The organism is Streptomyces cirratus (assembly GCF_014650775.1).
Lineage (GTDB): Bacteria > Actinomycetota > Actinomycetes > Streptomycetales > Streptomycetaceae > Streptomyces > Streptomyces cirratus.
This window is the reverse complement of sequence record NZ_BMVP01000002.1, coordinates 273,423-294,748: the sequence shown is the minus strand read 5'-3', so window position 1 is coordinate 294,748 and position 21,326 is coordinate 273,423. Positions and strand designations below refer to the sequence as shown.

General features: G+C 72.7%; 22 protein-coding genes. 4 read left to right on the top strand and 18 right to left on the bottom strand.

All coding sequences use genetic code 11. The features are described from left to right. Nucleotides 1–85: 85 nt before the first annotated feature. Nucleotides 86–1,273 carry a THUMP-like domain-containing protein gene (locus IE207_RS06315; protein WP_190183024.1) on the top strand — a complete coding sequence of 396 codons (1,188 nt, stop codon included), beginning with the start codon at nucleotides 86–88 and terminating at the stop codon, nucleotides 1,271–1,273. Here the strand turns inward: IE207_RS06315 and IE207_RS06310 are convergent. Genes IE207_RS06310 through tsaB form a run of 5 tightly spaced genes read right to left on the bottom strand, consistent with a single transcriptional unit; the run spans nucleotide 1,179 to nucleotide 4,544 of the window. Then, the gene (locus IE207_RS06310; protein WP_190183023.1) at nucleotides 1,179–1,934 is read right to left on the bottom strand and encodes a hypothetical protein; all 756 of its coding nucleotides are present in this window, start codon (nucleotides 1,932–1,934) and stop codon (nucleotides 1,179–1,181) included. The genes IE207_RS06315 and IE207_RS06310 overlap by 95 nt on opposite strands. Before the next feature lie 46 nt (nucleotides 1,935–1,980). Continuing rightward, nucleotides 1,981–2,253 (bottom strand): hypothetical protein, encoded by a 273-nt coding sequence (locus IE207_RS06305; protein ID WP_190183022.1) that lies wholly within the window; start codon nucleotides 2,251–2,253, stop codon nucleotides 1,981–1,983. Then, on the bottom strand, nucleotides 2,250–3,377 hold the full coding sequence (gene tsaD / locus IE207_RS06300) for a tRNA (adenosine(37)-N6)-threonylcarbamoyltransferase complex transferase subunit TsaD (protein ID WP_190183021.1): 1,128 nt from the start codon (nucleotides 3,375–3,377) through the stop codon (nucleotides 2,250–2,252). Before tsaD ends, IE207_RS06305 begins: the two co-directional genes overlap by 4 nt. Beyond that, nucleotides 3,370–3,864 carry a ribosomal protein S18-alanine N-acetyltransferase gene (rimI, locus tag IE207_RS06295; protein ID WP_190183592.1) on the bottom strand — a complete coding sequence of 165 codons (495 nt, stop codon included), beginning with the start codon at nucleotides 3,862–3,864 and terminating at the stop codon, nucleotides 3,370–3,372. Before rimI ends, tsaD begins: the two co-directional genes overlap by 8 nt. A gap of 17 nt (nucleotides 3,865–3,881) precedes the next feature. Continuing rightward, nucleotides 3,882–4,544: a tRNA (adenosine(37)-N6)-threonylcarbamoyltransferase complex dimerization subunit type 1 TsaB gene (gene tsaB, locus IE207_RS06290; RefSeq protein WP_190183020.1), complete on the bottom strand. Its 663-nt coding sequence runs from the start codon at nucleotides 4,542–4,544 to the stop codon at nucleotides 3,882–3,884. A gap of 190 nt (nucleotides 4,545–4,734) precedes the next feature. On the opposite strand from tsaB, the gene IE207_RS06285 reads away from it, so the two are divergent. After that, nucleotides 4,735–5,286, top strand: a complete 552-nt coding sequence (locus IE207_RS06285) for a L,D-transpeptidase (RefSeq protein ID WP_190183019.1) — start codon at nucleotides 4,735–4,737, stop codon at nucleotides 5,284–5,286. Nucleotides 5,287–5,357: 71 nt separating this feature from the next. On the opposite strand, the gene IE207_RS06280 is transcribed toward IE207_RS06285, so the two are convergent. From IE207_RS06280 to IE207_RS06245, 8 genes are all read right to left on the bottom strand, one after another. Beyond that, nucleotides 5,358–5,534, bottom strand: coding sequence for a hypothetical protein (locus IE207_RS06280; RefSeq protein WP_190183018.1), 177 nt, complete (start codon nucleotides 5,532–5,534; stop codon nucleotides 5,358–5,360). 200 nt (nucleotides 5,535–5,734) lie between these two features. After that, entirely contained in the window at nucleotides 5,735–6,319 is a 585-nt protein-coding gene (tsaE, locus tag IE207_RS06275; RefSeq protein WP_373304673.1) for a tRNA (adenosine(37)-N6)-threonylcarbamoyltransferase complex ATPase subunit type 1 TsaE, read from the bottom strand. Further along, complete coding sequence (locus tag IE207_RS06270) at nucleotides 6,276–7,520, bottom strand: alpha/beta fold hydrolase (RefSeq protein ID WP_373304687.1); 1,245 nt, start codon at nucleotides 7,518–7,520, stop codon at nucleotides 6,276–6,278. Before IE207_RS06270 ends, tsaE begins: the two co-directional genes overlap by 44 nt. 26 nt (nucleotides 7,521–7,546) lie before the next feature. Continuing rightward, nucleotides 7,547–8,683 (bottom strand): alanine racemase, encoded by a 1,137-nt coding sequence (gene alr / locus IE207_RS06265; protein WP_190183016.1) that lies wholly within the window; start codon nucleotides 8,681–8,683, stop codon nucleotides 7,547–7,549. A gap of 73 nt (nucleotides 8,684–8,756) precedes the next feature. Next, nucleotides 8,757–10,148, bottom strand: a complete 1,392-nt coding sequence (locus IE207_RS06260; protein ID WP_190183015.1) for an NAD(P)H-hydrate dehydratase — start codon at nucleotides 10,146–10,148, stop codon at nucleotides 8,757–8,759. A 26-nt stretch (nucleotides 10,149–10,174) separates the two neighbouring features. After that, complete coding sequence (locus IE207_RS06255; RefSeq protein WP_190183014.1) at nucleotides 10,175–10,543, bottom strand: holo-ACP synthase; 369 nt, start codon at nucleotides 10,541–10,543, stop codon at nucleotides 10,175–10,177. A gap of 12 nt (nucleotides 10,544–10,555) precedes the next feature. Further along, entirely contained in the window at nucleotides 10,556–12,406 is a 1,851-nt protein-coding gene (glmS, locus tag IE207_RS06250) for a glutamine--fructose-6-phosphate transaminase (isomerizing) (protein WP_190183013.1), read from the bottom strand. 112 nt (nucleotides 12,407–12,518) lie between these two features. Beyond that, the gene (locus IE207_RS06245) at nucleotides 12,519–13,319 is read right to left on the bottom strand and encodes a hypothetical protein (protein ID WP_190183012.1); all 801 of its coding nucleotides are present in this window, start codon (nucleotides 13,317–13,319) and stop codon (nucleotides 12,519–12,521) included. A 273-nt stretch (nucleotides 13,320–13,592) separates the two neighbouring features. Between IE207_RS06245 and coaA the strand changes: the two genes are divergently transcribed. Together coaA and IE207_RS06235 are read left to right on the top strand one after the other, a co-directional pair. After that, nucleotides 13,593–14,612 (top strand): type I pantothenate kinase, encoded by a 1,020-nt coding sequence (coaA, locus tag IE207_RS06240; protein ID WP_190183011.1) that lies wholly within the window; start codon nucleotides 13,593–13,595, stop codon nucleotides 14,610–14,612. A 16-nt stretch (nucleotides 14,613–14,628) separates the two neighbouring features. Further along, nucleotides 14,629–15,582 (top strand): DUF389 domain-containing protein, encoded by a 954-nt coding sequence (locus IE207_RS06235; RefSeq protein ID WP_190183010.1) that lies wholly within the window; start codon nucleotides 14,629–14,631, stop codon nucleotides 15,580–15,582. 58 nt (nucleotides 15,583–15,640) lie between these two features. On the opposite strand, the gene glmM is transcribed toward IE207_RS06235, so the two are convergent. The 5 genes from glmM to IE207_RS06210 form a co-directional block, all read right to left on the bottom strand. Then, a complete protein-coding gene (glmM, locus tag IE207_RS06230) occupies nucleotides 15,641–16,999 on the bottom strand; it encodes a phosphoglucosamine mutase (protein WP_190183009.1) in 1,359 nt (452 codons plus the stop codon). A 136-nt stretch (nucleotides 17,000–17,135) separates the two neighbouring features. Then, the gene (rpsI, locus tag IE207_RS06225; RefSeq protein WP_190183008.1) at nucleotides 17,136–17,651 is read right to left on the bottom strand and encodes a 30S ribosomal protein S9; all 516 of its coding nucleotides are present in this window, start codon (nucleotides 17,649–17,651) and stop codon (nucleotides 17,136–17,138) included. Nucleotides 17,652–17,693: 42 nt separating this feature from the next. Then, complete coding sequence (gene rplM, locus IE207_RS06220; protein ID WP_136213237.1) at nucleotides 17,694–18,137, bottom strand: 50S ribosomal protein L13; 444 nt, start codon at nucleotides 18,135–18,137, stop codon at nucleotides 17,694–17,696. Between the two features lie 231 nt (nucleotides 18,138–18,368). Then, nucleotides 18,369–19,631, bottom strand: a complete 1,263-nt coding sequence (locus IE207_RS06215; RefSeq protein WP_190183007.1) for a glycosyltransferase family 87 protein — start codon at nucleotides 19,629–19,631, stop codon at nucleotides 18,369–18,371. A gap of 65 nt (nucleotides 19,632–19,696) precedes the next feature. Next, nucleotides 19,697–21,316, bottom strand: coding sequence for an ABC-F family ATP-binding cassette domain-containing protein (locus tag IE207_RS06210; protein WP_373304672.1), 1,620 nt, complete (start codon nucleotides 21,314–21,316; stop codon nucleotides 19,697–19,699). Nucleotides 21,317–21,326 lie beyond the last annotated feature (10 nt).

Sequence of the window (21,326 nt, the reverse complement as noted above, 5' to 3'; positions counted from 1 at the left end):
ATACTCCCAGGACACTCCCCCCGGGCCCCGGCAGACACCGCGAGCGGACCCCGACCTTCCATCGACTGGCCCACACTGGCCGACAATGGACCCCGTGACCCCCGAAGACTTCGCCGCCCTGCTCACCCCCGAGGGACGCGCCCTCCTCGACTCGCTCCACGACTACGACCCCGCCCAGGAGCTGGCCGTGGCGACCCGGCTGCGCCGCGAGCACCCCGCCGCCCTGGTCTCCGCCGCGCTCGGGCAGGCCCGTCTGAGGCAGCGGGCGGTGGCGAAGTTCGGGGCCGAGGACGCCTTCCGGATGTACTTCACCCCTGGCGGCGGGGAGATGGCCACCCGCGCCTCGGTCGCGGAGTACCGCGCGGGCCGGCTCGCGGCCCTCGGCGTGCGCAGCGTCGCGGACCTGTGCTGCGGCATCGGCGGGGACGCCCTGGCCCTGGCCCGGCTGGGCATCCGGGTGCTGGCGGTGGACCGCGACCCGCTGACGGTCGCCGTCGCCCGGGCCAACGCCGAGGCGCTCGGGCTGGCGGACCTGATCGAGGTCCGGGAGGCGGACGTGACCGGCGTCGACACCGCGGGCCACGACGCCGTCTTCATCGACCCGGCGCGGCGTGGCGGCCGGGGCCGGGTCTTCGACCCCGAGAGCTACTCGCCGCCGCTGTCCTGGGCCGTCGCGGCCGCGCGCAGCGCCCCGTACGCCGCCATCAAGATCGCCCCCGGGATCCCGCACGAGGCCGTCCCGGCGGACGCCGAGGCCGAATGGATCTCCGACCAGGGGGACGTGAAGGAGGCCGTGCTGTGGTTCGGGACGGAGCCCGGCAGCGTACGGGCCACCCTGTTGCCGGGCCCGCGCGCGCTGCGCACCGCCGAACCGCTGCCCGACCCGGAGGCGGGGCCGGTGGGCCGGTACCTCTACGAGCCCGACGGCGCCGTGATCCGGGCCCACCTCGTCGCGGAGGTCGCCGAGCAGCTGGGCGGCCGGCTGATCGACCCGACCATCGCCTACATCACCGCGGACGAGCTGCGCGCGACCCCGTACGCGACCGCGTACGAAATCACCGATGTGCTGCCCTTCGGCTTGAAGAAGCTCAAGGCCCTGCTGCGCGAGCGCGGCGTCGGCGTCCTGACGGTGAAGAAGCGCGGTTCGGCGATCGAGCCGGAGGAGCTGCGCAAGAAGGTCAAGCCCCAGGGGCCGCACTCGGCGACCGTGATCCTGACCCGCGTGGACGGTGCCCCCTCGATGCTGATCGGGGCGCCCGTGAGCGGGCCGTAGAGCCGCCGCCGGCCGACCCCCCGGCGGCCTGGCCGGACACGCCCCTGTCGCCCGTCCCGAAGGCGCGTACGGACCAGCGGTGGTGGGCGCCGGCCTTGCCGAGGCCGAGGAGGGCGGTGATCCACAGGATCAGGCCGAGGCCCATGAAGTACGTGACCTCGCCGTACGTCACCTCGCCCGGCCGGGCCTCCGCCGCCGCCGCGAAGGTCACCCACAGCCCGAGCGCGCCGAGGGCGACGGAGGTGAGCAGCCAGGTCAGGCTCCGCCAGGGCGCGCGTACCAGGGCCGCCGCGGCCGGGTCCCGGTCGGACTCGGCCCACGCGCACAGCAGGTGGCGCAGCTGCCGGTCCCGTTCGGCGGCCTTGGCGAACCAGATCACGGCGGGGACCAGCACGCCCGCGCCGAGCGCGGCGTAGACGAGCCCGAAGAGGTACGAGAGCGGGTCGTGGCCCTCGACCGCCCTCAGGGCCATGCCGATGAGGCTCCAGCCGAGGGCGAAGACGGCGGCCACCGCCCAGAGCGTCAGCAGCCGGCCCGGGCCGAGGATGCACCGGCCCAGTTCCTGGAGGAAGCGCGCCCGGTCGGCGCGTACGACGGACTCGTCCAGCCACTCCCGCAGGTGCGCGGGCGGCGGCGGAGGCGGCAGGTCACGACGGGGCATGCACATGACCGTACGGGGACCTGATACAGGGTCACTCGACCGGCGCTCAGCCGCCCGTGACCTCCACCGACTCGAACCGCCAGCGGTGCACCGCCCGGGTGATCAGGTCCGCGGCCGGCTCGGGAAGCTCGGGCAGCTGCGCCGCCACACCCTCGGCGGCCTCCCACCAGGTGACCACCAGCACCCGGTCCTGCGGGGCCCGCAGCACCTCGCGGCGCACCGGCTCCCGGGACAGGACCTGGGCACGGGCCCACTCCAGCAGCTCGTCGCCCCGGCCGGGCACCGCCCGGGCCTCCCACATCAGCGCGACCGTGCTCATGAGTAGAGGTTGTCCTTGCTCAGCTCGTGCACGTGGTCGTGGTCGTGCGTGTGCCCGTGGCCGTGCCCGTGGCCGCCACCGGTCCCCGGCACGTGCGGGTCGGTCACCGGCAGCGAGGAGTCCGCCGACAGGTCCCAGTCCGAGGCCGGACGGTTCCGCTTGACCATCTCCGCGCCGAGGGCGGCCACCATCGCGCCGTTGTCCGTGCACAGCTTGGGCCGCGGCACGCGCAGGATGATCCCCGCGTCGTCGCACCGCTCCTGGGCGAGTGCCCGCAGCCGGGAGTTGGCCGCGACACCGCCACCGATCATCAGGTGGTCGACGCCTTCGTCCTTGCAGGCGCGGATCGCCTTGCGGGTCAGCACGTCCACCACGGCCTCCTGGAAGGACGCCGCCACATCGCGCACCGGCACCTCCTCGCCCGCCTTCCGCTTCGCCTCGATCCAGCGGGCCACCGCCGTCTTGAGGCCGGAGAAGGAGAAGTCGTACGCCGCGTCGCGCGGCCCCGTCAGCCCGCGCGGGAAGTTGATCGCCTTCGGGTCGCCCTCCCGCGCGAGCCGGTCGATGACCGGACCGCCGGGGAAGCCCAGCTGGAGCACCCGGGCGATCTTGTCGAAGGCTTCGCCGGCCGCGTCGTCGATGGTCGCGCCCAGCGGCCGTACGTCGGCGGTGATGTCCGGCGCCAGCAGCAGCGAGGAGTGCCCGCCCGACACCAGGAGCGCCATCGTCGGCTCGGGCAGCGGCCCGTGCTCCAGCTGGTCGACGCAGATGTGCGAGGCGAGGTGGTTGACCCCGTACAGCGGCTTGCCGAGCGCGTACGCGTACGCCTTGGCCGCCGAGACGCCCACCAGCAGCGCCCCCGCCAGGCCCGGACCCGCGGTGACGGCGATGCCGTCGAGGTCGCGGGCGCTGACGCCGGCTTCCTTGAGGGCGCGGTCGATGGTCGGGACCATGGCCTCCAGGTGCGCGCGGGAGGCGACCTCGGGCACGACCCCGCCGAAGCGGGCGTGCTCGTCGACGCTGGAGGCGACCGCGTCGGCCAGCAGGGTGGTGCCGCGGACGACGCCGACGCCGGTCTCGTCGCAGGAGGTCTCGATGCCGAGGACGAGGGGTTCGTCAGCCATGGGTCTCACCTTGTACGGGTCCGTCCGCGAGGACGGAGTGTGCGGGATCGGAAAGGCGCATCACGAGCGCGTCGACGTTGCCGGGCTGGTAGTAGCCCCGGCGGAAGCCGATCGGCTCGAAGCCGAAGCGCTCGTAGAGCTTCTGTGCGCGGGTGTTGTCCACCCGTACCTCCAGCAGTACCTCGGCGCACTCGAAGGCGGTCGCGGCGCGCAGCAGGTCGTCGAGCAGCCGGGCGCCGAGGCCCGTGCCCCACTGGTCGCGGGCCGCGGCGATGGTCTGTACGTCGCCCAGGTCCCCGGCGGCGGCCAGTCCGGCGTAGCCGACGATGCGGCCGGTGTCCGGCTCCTGGGCGACGACGTAGCGCCGGGTGGCGTGCGGGCCGCGCGCGTGGGCGAGCTCCGACCAGAACATTCCCGCGGACCAGGCGTCCTCGGGGAACAGCTCGTGTTCCAGTTCCAGCACGGGCCCCAGGTCCCACCAGCGCATCTCGCGCAGTACCGCGGTCACTTCGGGGTGACCACCTTGTAGTTCTTGGGCACCTGGGCGTCGGGGCGGCGCAGGTACAGCGGGGTCGGAGGCAGGAACTCCAGACCGGCGGCGATTCGTTCCGCCGCCAGGGCCGCGAGGGCGGCGGCGCTCTGGTGCTCGGGCGGGCGGGCATCGGTGAAGACGTCCGGGTACAGCAGCGCGCCCTGCCCGACCGCGGGCAGCCCCGCGACCTGCTCGGCGATGTCGGCGGGGCGGTCCACGGCGGGCTCGCCGACGCGCGTGCGCGGGTCCTCGTACCGGGCCCAGTAGACCTCCTTGCGCCTGGCGTCGGTGGCGACGGTGAAGGGGCCCTCGATCCCGGCTGCGCCGGCCGCGTATGCCAGGCCGTCCAGGGTGCACAGGCCGTGCACCGGGACGCCGAGGACGGCGGCGAAGGTGGAGGCGGTGACGAGGCCGACGCGCAGCCCGGTGTAAGGACCGGGGCCGACGCCGACGACGATGCCGGTGACGGCTTCGAGTTTCACCCCGGCCTCGGCGAGGACCTTGTCGACGGAGGGCAGCAGCAGCTCCCCGTGACGGCGCGCGTCGACCTGGTTCGACTCGGCGAGGACTGACTCGCCGTCGTGCAGGGCGACGGTGACGGCGGGCGTGGCGGTATCTACAGCGAGCAAGAGCACGCGAACAGCCTACGACTCCCGGGGCCCCGGCCCTTGCGGCCGGTCGCGGGCCACCCCGGCTGCTACCTTTCGACCGAGGCCGTCGGTGCGGTGTTCGACCGGGCATTGGGGTGCCGGGCCGGGACCGGGGCCCTACGACGCAAGCCCGATGAGGACGTACACGCGGGAGACCGCGGGAAGGCGGAGCAAGGTGGCACGCAGCAGCTCGGGAATCGTGGCCGGGCTCACCGTCGCGGCGCTGGCCGCCGTCGGTTTCCTCGGCTACCAGGCCTCGGCCACGGCGCCCGCGCGCCCCGCGAAGGCGGCCCCGCAGGCGCCCGCGCCCGCACCGGGCCCCGCCAGGCCGGACCCGTCGAAGCCCGCCGCGGTGCCGGCCGACTCCGGGACCGGGGTGCGGGTCGTCTACTCGGTGTCCCAAAAGCGCGTGTGGCTGGTCGGCGAGGACGGCCAGGAGCCGAAGTCCTTCGCGGTCGTGCCGAGCACGGTCCATCCGGTGCCGGGCAGCTACCCGGTGGGCTCGCGCTCGGGCACGGTCACCGGTTCGGACGGCGTGCCGATCGAGCACGTCGTACGTTTCGCCACCACCGACGGCATCGCGATCGGTTTCAGCGCCCGCGTGGACGGCGCGCTCCCGCAGCCGGACCAGACGAAGAAGACGGGCGGCATCCGCATGTCGCGGGCGGACGGCGACGCGATGTGGGCCTTCGCGACGATCAACACCAAGGTGGTCGTCGTTCCCTGACGGGCCCCTTCGGGTTTCCCTGACGGGCCCCCTTCATGTCTCACCCGTACGGGCGATGCCCGTAGAGGGCGTCAGGCCGCTTCGGAGTCCGCAGCGGCCTGTTCGTCTTCCCGGGCACCGGCGGCCATGGCGGTCCCGGCGGCCCCTGCGGCCTCCTCCTGGGACGCGGGCCGTACGGGGACGCGCGCGGGCGGCGTGGACACGGCGCTGGCGGCCGCGCAGGAGGCGAGCAGCGCCCCCACGGACACGACCGCACCCGGCGCTCGCCCTGCTCCCGCTGCTGCGCGTGCTGCTCCTGCTGCCGACATGGCTGCCTCCTGGACCGGCCCGGGGCGCCGAACTTAGGTACACCTAACCAGCGCTCGGTACCATGTGACCACGAGCATCCGCACTCGCGCAACGTTTTCCCGACGTGATGTCGGGACGTTCGGCCCCGGCCGACGGTCGGCTACCGGGCGACGCGCTCCGCCAGTGCGGCCAGGGCGTCGGCCGCGCCGGCCCAGCGCGCACCGATCCCGCGCACCGAGACCTCCCGTACGTCGTCCAGGACCTCCTCGTGGCCGACCGCGCGGGCGATCACCACGTGCAGCCGGTCGTCGGAGAGCTCCTCGACCTTGCCGTCTCCCCATTCGACGACGACCACGGACTCGGGCAGCGAGACGTCGAGGTCCAGGTCCTCCATCTCCTCCAGCCCGCCGCCGAGCCGGTACGCGTCCACGTGCACCAGCGCCGGCCCGTCGCCCAGCGGCGGGTGCACGCGGGCGATGACGAAGGTCGGGGAGGTGACGGCCCCGCGCACGCCGAGGCCCTCGCCGAGGCCGCGCGTCAGGGTGGTCTTGCCCGCGCCGAGCTCGCCCGTCAGCAGGACGAGGTCGCCCGGCCGCAGCAGGCCGGCGATGCGACGGCCCAGCTCGCTCATGGAGTCGGGCGAGTCGACGGTGATCAGGGTCTGGGCGGCGGCGCCTTCGGCCGTCCCGGAGGCGAAGGCCTCAGGAGCCGGGCTGCGCGGCGCTTCTCGCGGTACTTCTTCCATGCGCGCCAACGTTAGTCGCTCCGGCGCCCCCGGCGGATACGGCGCCGGGCGCGTCCCCGGGCAGCGCCTGCGGCACGGCGCCGGTGCGCGCCAGCAGCCCGGTCAGCAGCGCCGTCACCGCGTCCGGGCGCTCCAGCATCATCAGGTGCCCGGTGTTCTCCAGGACCACCAGTTCGGCGGCCGGCAGCACGTCCTTGATGGCGGCGCTGTGTTCGGGCGGGGTGATCATGTCGTGGTCCCCGGCGATGACGGTGACCGGGATGTCCGTGAACCGCTGGAGCGCGATGGTCTTGTCGTGGATCTGGAAGGCCGGGTAGAACTCGGCGACCACGTCGATCGGGGTCGCCTCGATCAGCCGCTCGGCGAAGCGGGCGACACCCGGGTCGACGTCCCCGGAGCCGAACGAGTACTGCTTGATCATGCCCGCGAAGAGGTCGGCGGTGGCCCGGCGGCCGCGTTCCACCAGCTCCACCTGCGAGCCGAGCACCTTGAGCACCCCGGGCAGGAGACGGCGTACGGCGCCCATGCCGAGGGCCGGGAGGCCGTACGTGACCTCGGCCAGCCGGCCGCTGGAGGTGCCGACCAGGGCCACGCCGACCACCCGCTCCCGCACCAGCTCCGGGAACTGCTCGGCCAGCGCCATGATGGTCATACCGCCCATGGAGTGGCCGACCAGCACCAACGGCCCCTCGGGGGCGGTGGCGTCGATCACCGCCTTGAGGTCGCGGCCGAGCAACTCGATGGTCACCGGTTCGCCGTCTGCCTGGGAGAGGCCGCGCATGCTGCGGCCGTGGCTGCGCTGGTCCCAGTAGACCGATCGGACGGTTCCGCGCAGGGCGGCGCGCTGGAAGTGCCAGGAGTCCTGGCCGAGGCAGTAGCCGTGGCAGAAGACGACGGTCGCGGCGGGCGGCTTCTTGCGCCGCAGCCGTCCGCGCCGGGCCGGTTCCTCGGGCAGTTCGTCGGCCTCGTAGTACAGCTCGGTGCCGTCCTCGGCGCGGCACACGCCCGCCGTCCCGCGCAGGGAGCCGTAGTCGCCGGCGGCGTCGAGCGCGAGCCGCGCCTTCCGGCGGATGCCGCGTCCGACGGTGATCCGTTCGACCGCGACACCGGCGGCCGCGCCGGCGGCTATGACACCGATGGCCGCGCCGGCCCAGCCGGCCTTGCGCCAGTTCTCGCTCACGCGGTCGCCGTCCTCACTCAGCCGTACGCAGCCGTACGCAGCCGTATTCAGCCGTTGCGGTACACCCTGGGCACTCTGCCCCCGATACGGGTGACGATCTCATACGCGATGGTGCCCGCCGCCCCGGCCCAGTCCTCGGCGGTCGGTTCTCCCAGGTCACCCGGCCCGAAGAGGACCGCCGGATCCCCGGCGCTGACGTCGGCGCCGTCGATGTCGACGACGAACTGGTCCATGGCCACCCGGCCCGCGACCCGGCGGATCGCGCCGCCGACCAGGACCGGGCCGCTTCCGGAGGCGTGACGCGGAATGCCGTCCGCGTACCCGACGGGGATGAGGGCCAGCCGGGTCTCACGTTCCGTCACGTAGTGGTGGCCGTAGCTGACTCCGTGACCGGCGGGCACGGTCTTGACCAGCGCGACGGAGGCCTTGAGGGTCATGGCGGGGCGCAGCCCGAGTTCCTCGGGCGTGCCCAACTCGGGCGCGGGCGAGACGCCGTAGACGGCGATGCCGCAGCGCACGAGGTCGAAGTGGCTCTCCGGGAGGGTGAGCGTGGCCGGGGAGTTGGCGATGTGCCGTACCTCGGGCTCGATGCCCTCCTTCTCGGCGTAGGCGAGCATCTCGTGGAAGGCGGTGAGCTGGAGGGCGATGGAGGGGTGGCCGGGCTCGTCGGCGCAGGCGAAGTGCGACCACACACCGGTGACGAGGACGGTCCCCTCGGCCTGCGCGGCGACGGCGGCGCCCACCAGTTCCGCCCAGTCGGCGGGCTGGCAGCCGGCCCGGCCGAGGCCGGTGTCGGCCTTGAGCTGGACGCGTGCGACCCGCCCGGCCTCGCGGGCGGCGGCCCGCACCTCGTCCAGGGCCCACGTCCCGCTGACGGACACGTCCAGATCGGCCTCGACGGCCTCGCGCCAGGGGCCGCCGGGCGTCCACAGCCAGCACATGATCCGGGAGCGGATCCCCGCGGCGCGCAGCGCGAGCGCTTCCTCGGGGGTCGCGGTGCCGAGCCAGGTCGCCCCGGCGTCGAGGGCGGCGCGGGCGCAGGGGACGGCCCCGTGCCCGTACGCGTCCGACTTGACGACGGCCATGAGCTCGGCCCTGGGCGCCCGCTCGCGCAAAGCGCGCACGTTGCTCCGCACGGCGGCTAGGTCGATCTCGGCGTACGCGCGCGTCGGTGTCTCGTTCATCGAGCACAGTCTCTCAGAACCCCCCGCCGCGCCCGCGCCGGTGCGGGCGGGGCTGCGGTCCGGTCCCGTCCGGTCAGGGCGTGCGGACGTCGCGCCAGGCGGCCGGGAGGGCTTCGGCCACCTCGTGGGCGTGCAGCGGGGCGCCCGACGCCGCGCGGCGGGCCGCCAGGCCGTGGAGGTACGCCGCCACGGAAGCGGCGTCCGGGCCGGACAGACCCGCCGCCAGCAGGGAGCCCGCCAGGCCCGACAGCACGTCACCGCTGCCGGCCGTGGCCAGCCACGGGGTCCCGGTCGGGTTGACCCGGACGGGGGCCGTGCCGTCGCAGACCAGCGTCGTCGAGCCTTTCAGCAGCACCGTCGCCCCGTACCGCTGTGCCAGCGCCCGTACGGAGGCCAGCCTGCCCGCCTCCACCTCCTCGCGCCCGACGCCCAGCAGTGCCGCGGCCTCGCCCGCGTGCGGGGTCAGCAACGTCGGCGCCGTCCGGGCCCGCAGCGCCTGCGGGTCCAGCCCGCGCAGCCCGTCGGCGTCCACCAGTACCGGCACCGGGTCCTCCAGCACCTGCGCGCGCCGCTCGTCCCCGAGCCCCGGCCCGACCACCCAGGCCTGCACCCGGCCCCGCCCGATCAGCGTCTCCGGGTACCGGGCCAGCACCGCCTCCCCGACCGCCGCCGGGCCCACGTACCGCACCGCGCCGGCGCCTCCGCGCAGCGCTCCCGCGACGGCCAGCACCGCCGCTCCCGGGTACCGGGCCGACCCGGCGACGATCCCGACCACGCCCCGGCGGTACTTGTCGCTGGCCGCGCCCGGCTCCGGCAGCAGCCCCGCCACATCGGCGTGCTGCAGCGCCTGCGCGTCCGGCGCGGGGAGGGTGAGCCCGATGTCCACCAGCCGTACCGCGCCGGCCCGCGAAGCCCCCGGGTCGATCAGCAGCCCCGGCTTGTACGCCCCGAACGTCACCGTGACGTCGGCCCGTACCGCCGCCCCGACCACCTCGCCCGTGTCCGCGTCCACCCCGCTCGGCAGGTCCGCGGCCACCACCACCGCGCCCGGCGGGATCCGCTCCACCAAGGCCGCGGCGGCGGGCCGCAGTCCACCGCGGCCGCCGATCCCGAGCAGTCCGTCCACCACCAGGTCCGCCCGCCCGGGCACCGCCGACGCCACCCGGCCGCCCGCGCCCAGCAGGGCGGCCAGCCCGCCCGGGTGCATCCGCCCGGGGTCCATCGGCACGGCCGTCACCCCGGCGCCGCGCCGGGCCAGCCGCGCGCCCGCGTACAGGGCGTCGCCGCCGTTGTCCCCCGGGCCGACCAGCAACACGATCCGCGCGCCGTACACCCTGCGCAGCAGCCCGGCGCACGAGGCGGCCAGCCCGGCCGCCGCCCGCCGCATCAAAGTGCCCTCCGGCAGCCGCGCCATCAGCTCGCGCTCGGCGGCCCGTACGGTCTCCACGCTGTAAGCAGTACGCATGCCACCACCCTGCCCGATAACCGGGGCTACCCCTCGGCGATGACCACGGCGGAGGCCACGCCCGCGTCGTGACTGAGCGAGATGTGCCACGACTTCACGCCGAGCGCCGACGCCCGTGCCTCGACCGTCCCGGACACCCGCACCCGTGGCTGCCCGGTCTCCTCGACGTACACCTCGGCGTCGGTCCACAGCATCCCGCCGGGCGCGCCGAGCGCCTTGGCGAGTGCCTCCTTGGCCGCGAACCGGGCGGCGAGCGAGGCGGTCCCGCGTCGCTCGCCGCTCGGCAGGGTCAACTCGGCGTCGACGAAGAGCCGTTGCGCGAGGTGCGGCGTCCGCTCCAGGGCGGCGCCGAACCGCTCGATCTCGGCAACGTCAATGCCCACACCGATAATCACAACACCATGCCCCTATTCGACCGTGACGGATTTGGCGAGGTTACGCGGCTGGTCCACCTCGTTGCCCCGCGCGGTCGCCAGCTCGCACGCGAACACCTGCAACGGCACCGCCGCCACCAGCGGCTGGAGCAGTGTCGGGGTGGCCGGGATGCGGATCAGGTGGTCCGCGTACGGGACCACCGCCTCGTCACCCTCCTCCGCGATCACGATCGTACGAGCCCCGCGGGCCCGGATCTCCTGGATGTTCGACACGATCTTGTCGTGCAGCACCGAGCGCCCGCGCGGCGACGGCACCACGACCACCACCGGCAGGTCCTCCTCGATCAGCGCGATCGGTCCGTGCTTGAGCTCGCCGGCCGCGAAGCCCTCCGCGTGCATGTACGCCAGCTCCTTGAGCTTGAGCGCACCCTCCAGCGCCACCGGGTACCCGACGTGGCGCCCGAGGAACAGCACCGTGTTCTTGTCGGCCAGCGAACGCGCCAGCGCCCGTACCGGCTCCATCGTCTCCAGCACCGTGTCCACCGCCGCGGCGATGTCCGACAGCTCCCGGATCACCGCGCGGATCTCGTCGCCCCACTTCGTGCCCCGTACCTGCCCGAGGTAGAGCGCGACCAGATAGCAGGCCACCAGCTGCGTCAGGAACGCCTTGGTCGAGGCGACGGCCACCTCCGGACCGGCGTGCGTGTACAGCACGGCGTCCGATTCGCGGGGGATCGTCGACCCGTTCGTGTTGCAGACGGCCAGCACCTTGGCGCCCTGCTCGCGCGCGTGCCGCAGCGCCATCAGGGTGTCCATGGTCTCGCCGGACTGCGAGATCGCGATCACCAGCGTCCGCTGGTCCAGGATCGGGTCACGGTAGCGGAACTCGCTGGCCAGCTCCGTCTCGCACGGGATGCGGGTCCAGTGCTCGATGGCCAGCTTCGCGATCATGCCCGCGTGGTACGCCGTACCGCACGCCACGATCACGACCTTGTCGACCTCGCGGAGCACCGAGGCGGGGATGCGCACCTCGTCCAGGGTCAGCAGGCCGCTCGCGTCGATCCTGCCCAGGAGGGTGTCGGCGACAGCCTTCGGCTGCTCGGCGATCTCCTTGAGCATGAAGTAGTCGTATCCCCCCTTCTCGGCCGCCGAGGCGTCCCAGTCCACGTGGTACGCCCGCACCGTCGCGACCGAACCGTCGAAGTTGGTCACCGTCACCCCTTCGCGGCGGAGCTCGACGACCTGGTCCTGCCCCAGCTCGATCGCGGACCGCGTGTGGGCGATGAACGCGGCCACGTCCGAGGCGAGGAAGTTCTCACCCTCCCCGACGCCCACCACCAAGGGGGAGTTCCGGCGCGCGCCGACCACCACCTCCGGCGCGTCGGCGTGCACCGCGACCAGCGTGAACGCGCCATGCAGCCGCCGGCAGACCCGCCGCATGGCCTCCGCCAGGTCCCCGGAGGCGGCGTCGAACTGCTCGGCGAGCAGGTGCGCCACGACCTCGGTGTCCGTCTCGGACTCCAGCTTGTGGCCGCGCTCGGCGAGTTCGGCACGCAGCTCGGCGAAGTTCTCGATGATCCCGTTGTGCACGACCGCCACGCGCCCCGCGTTGTCGAGGTGCGGATGGGCGTTGACGTCGGTGGGCCCGCCGTGGGTCGCCCACCGGGTGTGCCCGAGGCCCGTGGACCCGGCCGGCAGCGGATGCCCGACCAGTTCCTTCTCCAGGTTGACCAGCTTGCCGGCCTTCTTGACGGAGTCGAGTCCCCCGTCCGCGAGCACGGCGACACCGGCCGAGTCGTAGCCGCGGTACTCCAGCCGCTTGAGTCCGGCGATGACCACATCGAGCGCCGACTGCGCTCCCACGTAACCCACAATTCCGCACATAGGCGGCAGGGTACGCCGATGCCGGGCTCCTGCCCCGTACCTGAACAGGACGAAAACCCCGCCCCGGCGAATGTGCCGGAGCGGGGTTGACGCCTGAGCCCGGGTCAGCCCGTCAGCCGAGCTTCTTCGCCTGCGCGTCCACGACGGCCTTCGGCTGCTCGGCCTCGCCGCTCAGGCTCAGCGCGGTGAACGTCGCGAGGGTGTTGCCCTTGCGCAGGACCACCACCCGGGTCACGTTCTTGTCGCCGTCCCCCAGGTCCATCACGGTGTTGAAGGAGACCACCTCGTCGCCGCCGGAGAGCGGGGTGTCGGCCTTGACTCCGTCGACGTCCGTCTTCTCCCCGGCCTGCGTCACCGAGAAGCCGTCCGCACACGCCTGGACGCCGTCCTTGACGGCGGCGATGGCCTCCTCGGCGCCCTTGCCGTCGTAGGACACCAGAGCGACCGACGTGGCCGTCACCTTGAGGCCGGCGCCCACGGCCGCTGCCGGCTGCTGCGCCGCACCGCCGCCCACGGCCCCCGGCCGGGGCTTCCCGCTGGCGACGACACGGGCGACCGCGGCGGACGTGCCGATCGGCTGCATGCCCTCGGCCTGGGCCAGCGCCTTGCAGGCGGCCTTGTCGGTCTCGATCGGGTCGTTCTGCGCCTCGCCGTCCGTCACCGGCTCCAGCTTGTGGTCCGGCAGGTCCGCCTGGGTGACCAGCAGCGTGCCCAGCTCGGCCGCCGTCTTCCCCTTGGGGCCCGCCGCAACCGCGCCCGAAGCCCCGGCGGACGCCTGGGAGCCGGTCTGGGAGCCGGCCTTGAAGTCGGCCTTGGCACCATGGGCCCTGCCCGACCCGCAGGCGGTGGCCAGCAGGGCCAGGGACACCGCCGAGGCGGTCAGGACGGCACGACGGACGAGCACGGTACGCACGAAAAAATCTCCCCCGGAACAAGGAACACACAGAGGCAGCCCCGGTCGGCACCCTCGGTCAGAGGCGCGCACCGGAGCTGCGGCGATCAGCAATGTACGGGTGGAAGGACGATCGGACGATCCGGTTTTCACACACCCCCGCCAATCGTGACCGCCGCGAGACCGACACGACACTCCAATCGAGATCCGGCCGTGCACGCCGCGCCCCCGGCCCGCTCCCCACGTGACCGACCACACCACCCATAAGCGAGTGCGAGCCCCGACAATGGCTTTGTGATCACTTCGCCGCCACGAAGCACGCCGGGCCGCGCAACGGACCGCGCCGGCCACCGCCGGCCCGCCGAGGCCTCCCCCTACGTCGACCTGACCCGGGCCGAATGGAGCGCCCTGCGCGAGCGCACCCCCCTGCCGCTCACCGCCGACGAGGTCGAGCGGCTGCGCGGCCTGGGCGACGTCATCGACCTCGACGAGGTCCGCGACGTCTACCTCCCGCTCTCCCGCCTCCTGAACCTCTACGTCGGCGCCACCAGCAACCTCCGCGGCACCCTCAACACCTTCCTCGGCGACGCCGGCAACGGCCACGGCGCCCAGCAGGGGACCCCCTTCGTCATAGGGGTCGCCGGCTCCGTCGCCGTCGGCAAGTCCACCGTGGCCCGTCTGCTCCAGGCCCTGCTCGCCCGCTGGCCCGAGCACCCCCGCGTCGAGCTCGTCACCACCGACGGCTTCCTGTACCCGATGAAGGAACTCCAGCGCCGCGGCCTGACCGCCCGCAAGGGTTTCCCCGAGTCGTACGACCGCCGCGCGCTCACCCGCTTCGTCGCCGACATCAAAGCGGGCAAGGACGAGGTCACGGCCCCGGTCTACTCGCACCTGATCTACGACATCGTCCCCGGCGAGCAGCTCGTCGTCCGCCGCCCGGACATCCTCATCGTCGAGGGGCTCAACGTCCTCCAGCCGGCCCTTCCCGGCAAGGACGGCCGGACCCGGGTGGGTCTCGCCGACTACTTCGACTTCAGCGTGTACGTGGACGCGCGCCCCGAGGACATCGAGCGCTGGTACCTCAACCGGTTCCGGAAACTGCGCGAGACCGCCTTCCAGAATCCTTTCTCCTACTTCCGCAAGTACACGCAGGTCTCCGAGGAGGAGGCCCTGGAGTACGCGCAGACGATGTGGCGGACCATCAACAGGCCCAACCTGATGGAGAACGTGGCCCCGACCCGGGGCCGCGCCACCCTCGTCGTGCGCAAGGGCCCCGACCACAAGGTGCAGAAGCTCAGCCTGCGCAAGCTGTGAAAGCTACTGTTCGGGCATGCTGCACCTGCGGATGATCACCCCGCCCGACCGGACGCACGCCGTACTGCGCCTCATCGAGGAGTCCGTCGGCACCACCCACCTGGTGGTGCTGACCGGCGCGGCCCTCGTCCCCGCCGGTGACGTCGTCACCTGCGACGTCGCGCGCGAGGCGGGCGACGAGCTGCTGCACGCGCTGCGGGAGCTCGGCATCGACGAGGACGGCTCGATCACCGTCGAGGACATCGACCTGACCCTCTCCAAGAGCGCCGACCGGGCCGAGGAGGAGGCGCCCGGCGAGGGGGTCGACGCCGTGCTGTGGGAGCAGCTGAGCGATGCGACCCACGAGGAGTCGACCCTCACGATCACCTACACCGCGTTCATGATCGTCGCGATGCTGATCGCGGCCTGCGGCGTGGTCCTGGACAACGCCATCCTGATCGTGGGCGCGATGGCCGTCGGGCCGGAGTTCGGCCCGCTCGCCGGCGTCTGCACCGGCCTGGTCCGCCGGGCCCCCAAACCGGCCGCGCGCTCCCTGCTCGCCCTGCTGGTCGGCTTCGCCGTCGGCATGGCCGCGACCACCCTGTTCAGCCTGGTGATGGACGCGCTGGGCCTGTTCGAGCAGTCGATGCTGGAGCAACCGCGCCCCAACACCAGCTTCATCTGGCAGCCGGACCCGTTCTCCTTCGTGGTGGCCCTGCTCGCCGGGGTCGTCGGCGTGCTGTCCCTGACCTCCGCCAAGTCCGGAGCGCTGGTCGGCGTGGCGATCTCGGTGACCACCGTCCCGGCGGCCGCCAACGCCGCGGTGGCCCTCAGCTACGGCGACGTGGACCAGACGTGGGGCTCGGCGGAGCAGCTGCTGGTGAACCTGGGCGCGATCGTGCTGGCCGGCACCCTGACCCTGTACGCGCAGAAGCTGCTGTGGCGCACCCGGCGCGGCCGCCTGCGCCGCACCCCGCCCGCAAAGGCCTGAGCCCCGCCACCCGCGAGGGGCGACGGGGCTCACGGATCCCGACGGGGACTGACACCCCCTAGCCGAGCGCCGACTTGACGACGTCCGCGAGGCGTCCCGCGACGGCACGGGCCTGCTCGATGTCGGCGGCCTCCACCATCACCCGTACGAGCGGCTCCGTACCCGAGGGACGCAGCAGCACCCGCCCGGTGGCGCCCAGCTCGCGCTCGGCTTCGCCCACCGCGGCCGCCAGCTCGCCGGAGGTGCCGACGCGGGACTTGTCCACGTCGGGCACGTTGATCAGCACCTGCGGCAGCCGCTGCATCACACCCGCCAGCTCCGCCAGGGACCGCCCGGTGGCCGCGACGCGGGCCGCCAGCAGCAGCCCGGTCAGGGTGCCGTCGCCGGTCGTCGCGTGGTCGAGGATGATCACGTGGCCGGACTGCTCGCCGCCGAGCGCGTACCCGTGCTCCTTCATCGACTCCAGCACGTAGCGGTCGCCGACCCCGGTCTGCACGACCTGGATGCCCTCGGCCTCCATGGCCAGCTTGAAGCCCAGGTTCGACATCACGGTGCCGACCACGGTGTTCTCGCGCAGCTGTCCCGCCTCGCGCATGGCCATGGCCAGCACCGCGAGGATCTGGTCCCCGTCGACCTCCGCGCCGGAGGCGTCCACGGCCAGGCAGCGGTCGGCGTCGCCGTCGTGCGCGATGCCGAAGTCGGCCCCGTGCTCGACGACGGCCTGCTTGAGCAGAGCGAGGTGGGTGGAGCCGCAGCCGTCGTTGATGTTCAGGCCGTCGGGCTCCGCGCCGATCGTGATGATCTCCGCACCGGCCCGGGCGAAGGCCTCGGGGGAGACGTACGCGGCCGCGCCGTGGGCCTCGTCCAGGACGACCTTGAGGCCTTCGATGCGGTTGGGGAGGGCCCCGATCAGGTGGGCGACGTACTTCTCGAAGCCCTCGGTGTAGTCCGAGACCCGGCCGACGCCCGCGCCGGTGGGCCGGTCCCAGGGGGCGCCGGTGCGGTGCTCGTCGTAGACGGCCTCGATCCGGTCCTCCAGTTCGTCGGCGAGCTTGTGCCCGCCCCGCGCGAAGAACTTGATGCCGTTGTCCGGCATCGCGTTGTGGCTGGCGGACAGCATCACGCCGAGGTCGGCGCCCAGCGCACCGGTGAGATACGCCACCGCCGGGGTGGGCAGCACACCGACGCGCAGGACGTCCACGCCCGCGCTCGCGAGGCCCGCGACGACCGCGGCCTCCAGGAACTCGCCGGAAGCGCGGGGGTCCCGGCCGACCACGGCGGTGGCCCGGTGACCGGCGAAGGTGCCCGCCTCCGCCAGTACGTGCGCGGCCGCCACGGAGAGACCGAGCGCGAGCTCGGCCGTCAGATCCGCGTTGGCGACGCCTCGTACACCGTCCGTCCCGAAGAGTCGTCCCACTGTTGTCCTCCCGAGTTCACGCTTCGCTTAGTGCCGCTGTGTGACAGGTATGTGCCGCTTGTGGCGGTAAACGAACCGCCCCGGCAGCACAGAGAGTGCTGCCGGGGCGGTTTCGTTGCAGAACAGCAGGCGCAGATTAACGCTTGCTGTACTGCGGAGCCTTACGGGCCTTCTTGAGACCGGCCTTCTTGCGCTCGACCGCACGGTCGTCGCGGGAGAGGAAGCCGGCCTTCTTGAGCGCCGGGCGGTTGTTGTCGACGTCCGCCTCGTTCAGCGCACGGGCCACGCCGAGGCGCAGGGCGCCGGCCTGGCCGGAGACGCCGCCACCCGAGATGCGGGCGATGACGTCGTAACGGTTGTCCAGCTCCAGGAGCTTGAACGGCTCGTTGACTTCCTGCTGGTGCACCTTGTTGGGGAAGTAGTCCTCAAGGGTGCGACCGTTGATCTTCCACTTGCCGGTGCCCGGGACGATCCGGACGCGCGCGATGGCGTTCTTGCGACGACCCAGGCCGGCGGCCGGCTGCGGGTCACCGAAGCGGCCGGCGAGGGACTCGGAGGTGTAGTCGCCCTCCGGCGCCTCGGACTCGAAAGTGGTAACAGCGTCGTACGTCTCGTCGCCCTCGATGGGGGTCTCGACGGTGGTCTCGGCCACGATTCTCCTCAGAATTCTCTACGTCTTAGGGGGTGGCCGGAACTACTGCGCGACCTGGGTGATCTCGAACGGCACCGGCTGCTGGGCAGCGTGGGGGTGCTGGTCGCCCGAGTAGACCTTCAGCTTCGAGAGCATCTGACGGCCCAGGGTGTTCTTGGGGAGCATGCCCTTGACGGCCTTCTCGACGGCCTTCTCCGGGTTGTTCGCCAGGAGGTCGTCGTAACGCACGGAACGCAGACCACCCGGGAAGCCGGAGTGGCGGTACGCCATCTTCTGGGACGCCTTGTTGCCGGACAGGTGAACCTTGTCGGCGTTGACGATGATGACGAAGTCGCCCATGTCCATGTGGGGCGCATAGGTCGGCTTGTGCTTGCCCCGCAGGAGGGCAGCGGCCTGGGTCGCCAGACGGCCGAGGACTACGTCCTGGGCGTCAATGACGAGCCACTGGCGCGAGATGTCGCCGGGCTTGGGGCTGAACGTACGCACGCGTATGCCTTCGCTTCTTCAGTGGTGGTATCCCAGGGGCGCAAACCCCACGGGAAGGTCCTGACAGGGTCACCACGGACGATCACGACAGCCCTCGCTCACATCGGGGACGCAACCCGAGTGAACCGCTGGTCATCGGCCCGGTGGACCGGCGTAAGGCCCTTTCACGTGAGAATGAGCAAGCCAATACGCATAACAAACCAGCAGAGTACCCAAGAGGACCCGTACGGGTCAAAACGCGGTCCGCGATGCCGATGCTGCTGGCGTCGCGGCGCACTCCGGTTCGGTCCTGGGTGGGGACCCCGCAGTTGTTACTGGATACAGGGTAACCCGAACGGAACGCAGCGCTCGACGCGCCAGCATGATCGCGAGCCCGCACAGGGTCGCGCAGTCCTTGAACGCGCGCCGCTTGTGGCCCAGCTCGGACGGCCACGGCAACAGCGCCACCTGGGGCGTCAGGGCCAGCCAGAACCAGGGCGAGCGGGGCATCGAACCCGGCCGCACCCCCGACGCCAGCAGCAGCGGGAGCACCACCAGCAGGTAGTGGTCGAAGGACGGCCGCGAGACCAGGAATGCGGCGAGCATCACCATGCAGGCCGTCTCCGCGAGCCGCAGCTCTCCCCCGTCCGCGTCCCCCGGACCGTCCGTGCGCCGCCACCGCCGCCACGCCGCGACCAGCCCGCCCAGCGCCCCCGCCCCCGTCAGCAGCACCGCGACCGGCTGCGGCACCCCCAGCCGCGGCAGCACCGCGATCGGCGAGGCGTCCCACGGCAGCGCGTACGCGTCCTGCCCCTGGAAGAGGAACGGCAGCGTCTTGGTGAAGAACAGCGTCGGGCTCGGCATCATCAGCGCCCCCGCCAGCGACACGGCGACCGGGACCAGCACCGCCACGGCCAGCCCCCGCCACTGCCGGGCCAGTACGAACAGCAGCCCGATCGGTACGAGCATCGGCTTGCAGGCGATGGCCAGCCCCACCACCAGACCCGCCGGCCCCCAGGCGCGCCGGTGCGCGAGCAGCAGCGCCAGCGGCAGCGCGGCCGCCGAGATCGCCGTCCAGTTCCCGATCAGCACCAGGTTCAGGTACGGCTTGTAGGCCAGCGCGAACAGCCCGAAGCCGCCGACCGCGAACCGGGAGCGCACCGGTACGGAGAACAGCCTCAGCGCCGCCCACCAGCCGACGCCGATCAGCGCGGTCATCCCGAGCGGCAGCAGCCAGCGCAGTGCCCACGTCGGCACCAGCGCCTCCGGCACCGCCATGATCACGGCGCTCGGCAGGTAGAGGAAGCGCTTGTCCTCGTACGGGGACTTCCCCGCCAGCAGCGCGTCCGCCGCCTTCACCACGAAGGCGTTGTCCGAGCCCCAGTTCTCCCGCAGGCTCGTGGAGACGGCGATCGCCAGGAGGATCACGAGGGAGACGGCCCACCAGGAGCGGGGCGCCGGCCGCAGCAGCCAGTCGACCCGCCGCCCGGCCGAAACCGGGCGGTCCCACTTCATGAGCCAGATGCTAGGCCGCAGCCCCACAACGCCTCCCTCGACCCCGCGGGGGGCGGTTCACCCCCTCAACGCACGCGCTCGACCCTACGTTCGTCCCAGACCGGCTCCTGAGTCTCCCGTACAACACCGTCTGAACCGAAGACCAAGTAACGGTCAAATGTTCGCGCGAACCAGCGGTCGTGCGTCACGCACAGCACCGTGCCGTCGTACGCCTCCAGGCCGTCCTGGAGGGCCTCCGCCGACTCCAGGTCCAGGTTGTCCGTCGGCTCGTCCAGCAGCAGCGCCGTGGTGCCGGCCAGTTCCAGCAGCAGGATCTGGAACCGCGCCTGCTGGCCGCCCGACAGCTTCTCGAACGGCTGCTCCGCCTGCCGCTCCAGCTCGTAGCGGCGCAGGGCCCCCATCGCCGGGCCCAGGGGCTTGGCCGCCTCCGTCCACAGGATGTCGACGAGCGTGCGACCGAACAGCTCCGGATGGGCGTGCGTTTGCGCGAAGTGGCCGGGAACCACCCGTGCGCCCAGCTTCCAGCCACCGGTGTGCTTGACGTCCTCGCCCGCCAGCAGCCGCAGGAAGTGCGACTTGCCGGAGCCGTTCGAGCCGAGCACCGCGACCCGCTCCCCGTAGAAGACCTCCAGCGAGAACGGCTTCATCAGGCCGGTCAGCTCCAGGTTCTCCACCGTCAGCGCGCGCACCCCCGTACGGCCGCCCTTGAGCCGCATCGTGATGTCCTGCTCCCGCGGCGGCTCCGGCGGCGGGCCGGCCTCCTCGAACTTCTGGAAGCGGGTCTGCATCGCCCGGTAGCGCGAGGCCATGTCGGGGCTGCTCGCGGCCTGGTTGCGCAGCCGCAGCACCAGCGCCTTCAGCCGGGCGTGCTCCTCGTCCCAGCGCCGCTTGAGCTCCTCGAACCGTGCGAAGCGCTCCTTGCGGGCCTCGTGGTAGGTGCCGAAGCCCGCGCCGTGCACCCAGACGTCGGAGCCCATCGGGCTCGCCTCCAGGCTGATGATCTTCTGGGCGGCCTGGGTCAGCAGCTCCCGGTCGTGGGAGACGAACAGGACCGTCTTGCGGGTGGTCCGCAGCTGCTCCTCCAGCCAGCGCTTGCCCGGGACGTCGAGGTAGTTGTCCGGCTCGTCGAGCAGCAGCACCTCGTCCGGCCCGCGCAGCAGCGCCTCCAGGACGAGCCGCTTCTGCTCACCGCCGGAGAGCGTGCGCACCTCGCGGAACTGGGCGGAGTCGTACGGGATCCCCAGCGCGGCCATGGTGCAGACGTCCCACAAGGTTTCCGCCTCGTACCCCCGCACGTCGGCCCAGTCGCTGAGCGCCTGGGCGTAGCCCATCTGGGCGGCCTCGTCGTCGACCGTGAGGATCAGCGCCTCGGCCCGGTCCACGGCCCTCGCCGCCTCCCGGATCCGCGGCTGCGCCACCGAGACCAGCAGGTCGCGGACGGTCGTCTCGTCCCGGACCGAGCCCACGAACTGGGACATCACGCCGAGACCGCCGCTGTGGGTGACCGCCCCGCCGTGCGGCTGGAGCTCGCCGGAGATCAGCTTCAGCAGCGTGGTCTTGCCGGCCCCGTTCGCCCCTACGAGGGCGACGACCGCCCCCTCCCCCACGCGGAAGGAGACGTCGGGGAGCAGCACCCGTCCGTCGGGAAGGTAGTACTCCAGGTGGCTGGCTTCGAGATGTCCCATGGGGCGCATT

What these genes read in the sequence shown, in the direction of transcription:
- rimI (WP_190183592.1), bottom strand. Translation starts at nt 3,864, where the DNA reads ATGCGCTGGTGGGACCTGGGGCCCGTGCTGGAACTGGAACACGAGCTG.
- IE207_RS06260 (WP_190183015.1), bottom strand. Translation starts at nt 10,148, where the DNA reads ATGCGTACTGCTTACAGCGTGGAGACCGTACGGGCCGCCGAGCGCGAG.
- tsaE (WP_373304673.1), bottom strand. Translation starts at nt 6,319, where the DNA reads ATGGAAGAAGTACCGCGAGAAGCGCCGCGCAGCCCGGCTCCTGAGGCC.
- IE207_RS06210 (WP_373304672.1), bottom strand. Translation starts at nt 21,316, where the DNA reads ATGGGACATCTCGAAGCCAGCCACCTGGAGTACTACCTTCCCGACGGA.
- tsaD (WP_190183021.1), bottom strand. Translation starts at nt 3,377, where the DNA reads ATGGCTGACGAACCCCTCGTCCTCGGCATCGAGACCTCCTGCGACGAG.
- alr (WP_190183016.1), bottom strand. Translation starts at nt 8,683, where the DNA reads ATGAACGAGACACCGACGCGCGCGTACGCCGAGATCGACCTAGCCGCC.
- IE207_RS06215 (WP_190183007.1), bottom strand. Translation starts at nt 19,631, where the DNA reads ATGAAGTGGGACCGCCCGGTTTCGGCCGGGCGGCGGGTCGACTGGCTG.
- IE207_RS06310 (WP_190183023.1), bottom strand. Translation starts at nt 1,934, where the DNA reads ATGCCCCGTCGTGACCTGCCGCCTCCGCCGCCGCCCGCGCACCTGCGG.
- glmS (WP_190183013.1), bottom strand. Translation starts at nt 12,406, where the DNA reads ATGTGCGGAATTGTGGGTTACGTGGGAGCGCAGTCGGCGCTCGATGTG.
- IE207_RS06235 (WP_190183010.1), top strand. Translation starts at nt 14,629, where the DNA reads ATGCTGCACCTGCGGATGATCACCCCGCCCGACCGGACGCACGCCGTA.
- IE207_RS06315 (WP_190183024.1), top strand. Translation starts at nt 86, where the DNA reads ATGGACCCCGTGACCCCCGAAGACTTCGCCGCCCTGCTCACCCCCGAG.
- IE207_RS06305 (WP_190183022.1), bottom strand. Translation starts at nt 2,253, where the DNA reads ATGAGCACGGTCGCGCTGATGTGGGAGGCCCGGGCGGTGCCCGGCCGG.